This window comes from Streptomyces anandii JCM 4720, from assembly GCF_014650655.1.
In the GTDB taxonomy this organism is placed as follows: Bacteria; Actinomycetota; Actinomycetes; order Streptomycetales; family Streptomycetaceae; genus Streptomyces; species Streptomyces anandii.
Genome location: NZ_BMVJ01000024.1, coordinates 53,547 through 59,992 on the forward strand (window position 1 = coordinate 53,547; position 6,446 = coordinate 59,992).

At 72.5% G+C, this 6,446-nt stretch carries 5 protein-coding genes and 1 pseudogene; 3 read left to right on the plus strand and 3 right to left on the minus strand.

Going from position 1 to position 6,446, the window contains the following annotated elements:
- The 3 genes and pseudogenes from IE249_RS38980 to IE249_RS30475 form a co-directional block, all read right to left on the minus strand.
- Window positions 1-485 (minus strand): annotated as a pseudogene (locus IE249_RS38980) (restriction endonuclease); the annotation flags it as partial.
- A 384-nt stretch (window positions 486-869) separates the two neighbouring features.
- Window positions 870-1,367, minus strand: a complete 498-nt coding sequence (locus IE249_RS30470; RefSeq protein WP_189709947.1) for a hemerythrin domain-containing protein — start codon at window positions 1,365-1,367, stop codon at window positions 870-872.
- Between the two features lie 409 nt (window positions 1,368-1,776).
- The gene (locus IE249_RS30475; RefSeq protein WP_189709949.1) at window positions 1,777-2,676 is read right to left on the minus strand and encodes a LysR family transcriptional regulator; all 900 of its coding nucleotides are present in this window, start codon (window positions 2,674-2,676) and stop codon (window positions 1,777-1,779) included.
- A gap of 248 nt (window positions 2,677-2,924) precedes the next feature.
- Here IE249_RS30475 and IE249_RS30480 point away from each other — a divergent pair, with 248 nt between their 5' ends.
- The 3 genes from IE249_RS30480 (at window position 2,925) to IE249_RS30490 (ending at window position 6,056) form a co-directional block, all read left to right on the plus strand.
- Complete coding sequence (locus tag IE249_RS30480) at window positions 2,925-3,818, plus strand: ketopantoate reductase family protein (RefSeq protein ID WP_229859586.1); 894 nt, start codon at window positions 2,925-2,927, stop codon at window positions 3,816-3,818.
- Complete coding sequence (locus IE249_RS38985) at window positions 3,818-4,768, plus strand: VOC family protein (RefSeq protein ID WP_229859588.1); 951 nt, start codon at window positions 3,818-3,820, stop codon at window positions 4,766-4,768. The genes IE249_RS30480 and IE249_RS38985 overlap by 1 nt, the downstream gene beginning before the upstream one ends.
- 310 nt (window positions 4,769-5,078) lie before the next feature.
- Window positions 5,079-6,056 (plus strand): asparaginase domain-containing protein, encoded by a 978-nt coding sequence (locus tag IE249_RS30490; protein WP_189709951.1) that lies wholly within the window; start codon window positions 5,079-5,081, stop codon window positions 6,054-6,056.
- Window positions 6,057-6,446: the final 390 nt, after the last annotated feature.

Consider the following 6,446-nt stretch of genomic DNA (forward strand, 5'->3'; position numbering starts at 1 on the left):
CCCACCACCTCGACGCCGGCGCACCCGTCCCGTTCGCACAGCGCGGCCACGGCTTGCTCGAACTCGTCCGGGTCCAGTGCGTCGTAGTCGACGGGCTGTACGAGCGTGGGCTCCTGGCCCTCGGCGGGACCCGTACCGGCCTCACGCGGACCGGCCTGGTGCGGGACGAACGGAACCGCGGCCGGCGCGGCGGTGGCCCGCAGTTCTTCCAGTGCCGTGCCGGTGCCCGCCTCGAGCGCCGCGGCGGCCCGCCGTGCGGTGCGCGCCGCCGAGACGTGCCGCCGGCCGCGCCGGAGCGCCGGCACGCAGGCCACGGCGAGCAGGCACAGGATCACCATCCAGACGGGGCGCCGCTCGGCCGCGGCGGCCGCGGTCCGCAGGGCGAACCCGAGGATGCACACGGCGAGGGCGATCAGTCCGCAGTCAAACGCGGTGGCGCGCAGGCTGAACCGCCGGCGGCCGCCCTCGGTGCGGCGTACGGGCATGGTCACGGTGACGTTCCCCTCCCTCTCCTGGCCGGCCTGCCGACCGGAACGAAGATCACGTTCGCCGTCTGCCCGCGATCCGGCAGTTCAGTGACGTCCGCCCCGGGCTACGCGGTGGCGGCTCCGGGCGACGCGGTGGCCGCCCCGGGCTACACGGTGTCCGCCCCGGGCCGCACCCGCCACGGGTGCTACCCGGCCCGCCCGTGTCTCGGCACCGTACGGGACCCCGTGACCAGACCGCCCGGGAAGCGCAGCGGGGCAGCTGCGGCACTGCGCAGAGTGGCCATTGCAGGGAAGTTCGGGAACGCCTGCGGCCGGCCATGTCGCCGGCCCCCGCTACGGCTCGGAACCGGCGACCGAGCGCGACGCGGCTACAGGAGACGATCACTTACCACTGGAAGCGGCGACTTCGCGCACGTTGTCGATGCTGCCGCAGCCGCTCTCCAGGTACTTCGCGCGTGCCTCGCGGAACGCTGCGCCGAGCTGGGAGCGGCGTTCGTCGGCGACGTTCTCCCGCGCGTCGTTGAGCAAGGTTCGCTCCTCCTCGTCGGCGTGATGGTTGACCGCTGCGACGAGTTCCTCCAGCTTCTCGTCCCACTCTTCGGATCCGGTGTCCTCGACTTCGAGAAGGGCCAGCAGCGCCTCGTTGGCCTCCTGGTGTTCGTGCACGCTGTGATCGACGTCCTCGCCGTCGACGTTCTTGTAGCGCCGCAGGGCCGGGTACACCTCGTCCTCCTCGGCGGAGGCGTGAGCGATCAGCAGATGGGCGAATTCTTCCAGGGCAGCCGCGCGGTCGGATTCAGCGTTGCGCATGGTGCGGAAGAGGTCTTCCATACGCCGGTGATCCTGCAGGATGAGTTCGACGACATCTGTGGACGGCATGATGGCTCCGTACTGGTCAGGCGATGAGATTCCGCTCTCGCGGATACCCCCGAGCTCGCAGGTCAGACGCACGCCTTTCGTGTCTGCGCAGCTACGAGGCGACGGTCTCCTGGCGTCGGGTCTGACCGATGGATGCCTTCGGCTTGCCGTTGCTGCCAACTTTCCGAGTCGGCCGACGGGCGCTGCGCGTGGTGGGCGACGGCATCGCAGAGTGTCGCGGGGGGGCGTCGTCGTCGGCATCCGCTCCACGGACGGCCGTGCGGTCCGGGGCGTGCTTTGCGCGCTGCCGGGAGAACGGCCCCTGCCCTACGTCGCCCCGGCGTTCCTTGGTGTCTCGGTCGGCCGGTTGACGGTGGCAACGGGCGCGATCGTCTTGGCCGGCGGCCGAGGTGACCTGCCGGTTGCGGCTTCATTTTCCGGCGCGGCGGGCGCAGTGGTGGGCGACGGTGTCGGCGAAGGCGCGGGCCAGTGGGGAGAGAGCGTCCCAGCGGCGGACGGCCCAGCCCGCGGTGAGCGCGGGGAGGGCGGGTATCGGGATCAGCCGCAGGTCGGGGTGGCGGGGGCCGGTCCACTCGGGCAGGGTCGGAACGACCGCGTGACCGAGCCCGAGCTCGGCCAGCAGGATCGCGGTGTCCCAGTCGGTGACGCTGGTGTCGAAGATCGGCCGTATGCCCGATTCGGCCAGCCGTGAGCCGAGCTGGATACGCGCGGTCGAGTTCTCGGGCAGGCCGATGAGCCGGGCGTCCTGCAGGTCGACGGGTTCGATGAAGGACTTGGCGGCGAGCGGATCGCCGGCCGCGACGGCGAGTGACCAGGGCAGGTGTACGACGGGGCGCTGCTCCACGCTGCCGCCCGCCGGCCGCAGGGTGATCCAGGCGAGGTCCACCGCGCCGGTGGTGAGCGCGTCGAAACAGCCGCGGCTGGAGGTCTCGGTCTGGAATTCGAGGCTGGCTCGCGGGAAGCGCCGGCGGAAGTCGACCACGGCGGCGGCCATGAAGTGCCGGACGGTCGTGGCACCGGTGGTGACCCGTACCGATCCGCCCTCCGCGCGGGCGAGTTCCTCGATCCGGCGCACCGCCTGGTCGATGCGCCCCAGGCCCTCGGTCACCGCCGTGCGCAACAGCCGCCCCGCCGAGGTGGGCGCAACCCCGCGCGGTTGGCGTTCGAGCAGGCTGAGGCCCAACTCCCGTTCGAGACGCTTCACATGCTGGCTGACGGCCGACTGCGTACAGCCCAGGTCACGGGCGGCACCGCTGAGGGAACCGGAGCGGCAGACCGCTGCGAAGACGCGAAGATCGTCAAGTGTCACGAGACCCAAGCCTAAGCAGCGGCCCCACGGTTGAGCTTGGGTGTTCCCCAGTAAAGCCGTGGATTGACTTGGGTCGCACCAGGATTGATCATCGTTGCGGGCCCAGGGCGGCAACCCGCCCGCCGTCACTCCCGCGATCCGGACGCGGTGCTGAATGCGGGCGGGTGCCGACCCGTCACGGGCCCGACCGGCTCACGGCCCCGGCCGCCCGGCCCCTCGACTCATCGGTTTCCCGGACAGGAGCACACATGAGCACAACCAGGATGACCGTGGCGGTTCTCGGCCCGGGCGGCGTCGGCGGCCTGGTCGGCGCGCTGCTCGCCCGTGCCGGGCACCGCGTCGTCTGTCTGGCGGGGGAACGGACCGTCGCCGCGCTGCGCCAGGACGGGCTGCGTGTCGAGAGCAAGCGTTACGGGCAGTTCACCGCGGTGGTGGAGGCCGACACCGAGTTGCGCGAGCCGGTGGACGCCGTCTTCGTGACGGTCAAGCAGACCGCGCTCGCCGAGGCGCTCGACCGCGTCCCCGCCGATGGGCTCGGCACGGCGGTCCTGGTCCCGCTCCTCAACGGCCTCGACCATCTCGCCGTGCTCCGCGAGCGCTTCCCCTCCGCCCGGGTCGTCGCGGGCACGATCCGGGTCGAGGCCACCCGCACGGCGCCCGGTCGCATCGCCCACACCAGTCCGTTCGCCGACCTCGAACTCGCCGGTCCGGCGGATGACTTCGCGGAACTGCTGCGCCAGGCCGGCCTGGGGGTGACCGTACGCGAGGACGAGAGTGCGATGCTCTGGGACAAGCTGGCCTTCCTCGCCCCGTTCGCCCTGCTGACCACCCGCCACCAGGCCGATGTCGGTGCCGTCCGCGATCGGCACCGGCCCGAACTGCTCACCGTGCTCGACGAGATCGCGGCCGTGGCCCGCGCCGCCGGCGCGCCGGTGACCGCCCAGGGGTTGCTCTCCTTCTTCGACCGCGTCCCCGACACGATGAGGTCCTCCATGCAGCGCGACGCCGATGCCGGCCGTCCGCTCGAACTCGACGCCATCGGCGGGGCCGTCCTACGCGCCGGAGCCGCCCACGGCATCGCCACCCCGGCCACCGCCCGACTGGTCGCCGAGGTGGCACAGTCCGCACAGCGGGTCGACTGATGGCACGGCCCGCCCCGGCGCGACGGCACCGGGCCGAGGAGTTCCTGTCCGCCCGCGGCGCCGCCCGGACGGCCCATCCGGGCGGAACGCTCCTGGACCACCTGCGACGCGTCGCCCGCCTGCTCTCCGTCTGGGACGCCGACCCCGACGTCCAGCTCGCGGGGCTGTGCCACGCCGCCTATGGAACGGACGGATTCGACGAGCCGCTCCTGGCCACCACCGAGCGCGGGGTACTCGCCGAACTGATCGGCGATCGCGCGGAGGCCCTGGTGTACCTGTACGCGAGCTGCGACCGGGCGGCCGTCCATCCACGCCTGGGCCAGGGGCTTCCGGTTCTCTTCCGGGACCGCTTCACCGGCCGGGAACACACTCCGGCCGATGCGGACGTACGCGCCATCGCGGAGATGACGGCCGCCAACGAGCTCGACGTGCTGGCCCACAACGTCGGGCTGGCCGAACGTCACGGCCCGGCCCTCTACCGCCTCTTCGCCCGCTCACGCGATCTGCTGTCCGCACCCGCGTGGAACGCCTGCGCCGAGCAGCTGGCCCGGTACGCCCCGGAGCCAGGGATCGTGATCAGCGGCCTGGACCACCTGGTGCTGACCGTCACCGACGTCGAGCGGACCACCGCTTTCTACCAGCGGGTCCTCGGCATGCGGCCCGTCACGTTCGGGGAGGGGCGCCGGGCGCTGGGCTTCGGCAGCAGCAAGATCAACCTCCACCGGGCAGGCAGCGAACTCCTCCCCCACGCCACCCGGCCCACCCCTGGCAGCGCCGACCTGTGTCTGGTCACCCGGACCCCACAGGAACAGGTGCTGGCCCATCTGGCCGCCTCCGGGGTGCCCGTGGAGGAAGGCCCGGTAACGCGCACCGGCGCCCTCGGACCGATCCTCAGCACTTACCTGCGCGATCCGGACGGCAACCTGATCGAAATCTCCACCTATGCCTGAACCGCCGGGCGAGCGAAGCCGCTGCCCCGGCCTCCGCCAAGAGTCGCCCCAACGTCGAGCATCCCGCCCTGACTTAATCCCACCCTGGCTTAGGTGACACCACGATTGCCGAAGGAGCGGCGGGCCCCGCCCCGCCCAGGACGCGTGGGCCCGGGTCCCCGTACGGCAGGGCGTCGCAACAGCAGGCGTAGGCCATGTCGATGAGACGGCGCGGTACCGCTGATCGGCGGTGGCGGGAATCGGGTGCGCCTGTAGGTTGGGGGCGCCGGGCGGGACCCCGTCCGGCGCGAGGCGGGGCAGGGAGCGGGCTTTGGGTGTCTTGCTGTTGGCTCTGGGCGGAACGATATCCGTGCCGGACGGCAAGCGGGCGGCGCGGCTGAGTGGGGCGGAGATCGCCGCGGCCGTACCGGGACTGACGGAGTCCGGGATCCCCCTGGACGTACGGGACGTGCGGGCCGTGCCCAGCGGGAGCCTCACCTTCGCGCAGGTCCTCGACGTCGTGGCCCTCGCCTCGCGGGCCGTGGCGGACGGCGCGGACGGCGTCGTCGTCACCCAGGGCACCGACACGCTGGAGGAGACAGCCTTCCTGATCGACCTGGTGTGGCCGCACGAGGCGCCGTTCGTCCTGACCGGCGCGATGCGGCAGCCGGCCGCGGCCGGGGCTGACGGGCCCGCCAACGTGCTCGCCGCCGTGCGTGTGGCCGCGGCCCGGGAGGCACGCGGCGCGGGTGCGGTGGTGGTCCTCAACGACGAGGTGCACGCGGCGCGATGGGTGCGCAAGACACACAGTACGAACCCGGGGGCCTTCGCCTCGCCGGGCACCGGCCCACTGGGGCATGTCGTCGAGGGCCGGGTACGGATGCTGCTGGCAGCGCCGCGGTATGCACCACTGCCGGCCGCAGGGGACCCGGCGCGACTCGAGGCCGCCCGTGTGGCCCTGCACGTGGTCACCCTGGAGGACGACGGCGCACAACTGGAGGGGCTCGGGACCACGCACGCCGGCCTCGTGGTTGCCGGTTTCGGCGTCGGTCACGTACCGGGCATGCTCGCTCCCCGGCTCGGCGCCCTGGCCGAGCACATGCCGGTGGTGTTGACCTCGCGCACGGGCAGCGGATCGGTGCTGCGGCACACCTACAACGCGCCCGGCTCGGAGACGGACCTGCGCCGACGCGGGGTGATCGACGGCGGCTTCCTCGACCCGTACAAGGCCCGGGTGCTGCTCCGGCTGCTCCTGGCAGCCGGAGCAGCACGCGACGACATCGCGGAAGCGTTTGCTCTGAGGGGCTGACCGGTCAGCGGGTCCGGGACTCGGACAAGGAGCCTGATCGGATGGTACGGCCTGGCCTCGGCGAGGCCGGTGGTCCCGCGAGAATACGGTCCCGACAGAGGCATCGGTGTCCGTGGAGCGACAACTTGCCCTATCGCTCCTCAGCACCGGGTCGGCGCGCTGTGCTGAGTCGGCGCTGGTAGGCGGCGGGGCTGAGCGGGCGGCGGTCCCTGCAGTGGTGCGGAGACGGACGCGACCCGCCCGGCCCGACCCGCCAGCGTACGCGTGGCCTCGGTCAGATCACGGGGCACAGGTGTGCGCGGGTAGCCGTCCGCGCCGGCGACCAGGAGCGTGTGAGGAGCAGGATCCGTGGCGGCGGCGTCGACCGAGATGCGGATCCCGATGGATGAG

Coding starts and splice junctions, on each gene's coding strand:
- IE249_RS38985 (WP_229859588.1), top strand. CDS start 3,818: ATGGCACGGCCCGCCCCGGCGCGACGGCACCGGGCCGAGGAGTTCCTG.
- IE249_RS30480 (WP_229859586.1), top strand. CDS start 2,925: ATGAGCACAACCAGGATGACCGTGGCGGTTCTCGGCCCGGGCGGCGTC.
- IE249_RS30470 (WP_189709947.1), bottom strand. CDS start 1,367: ATGCCGTCCACAGATGTCGTCGAACTCATCCTGCAGGATCACCGGCGT.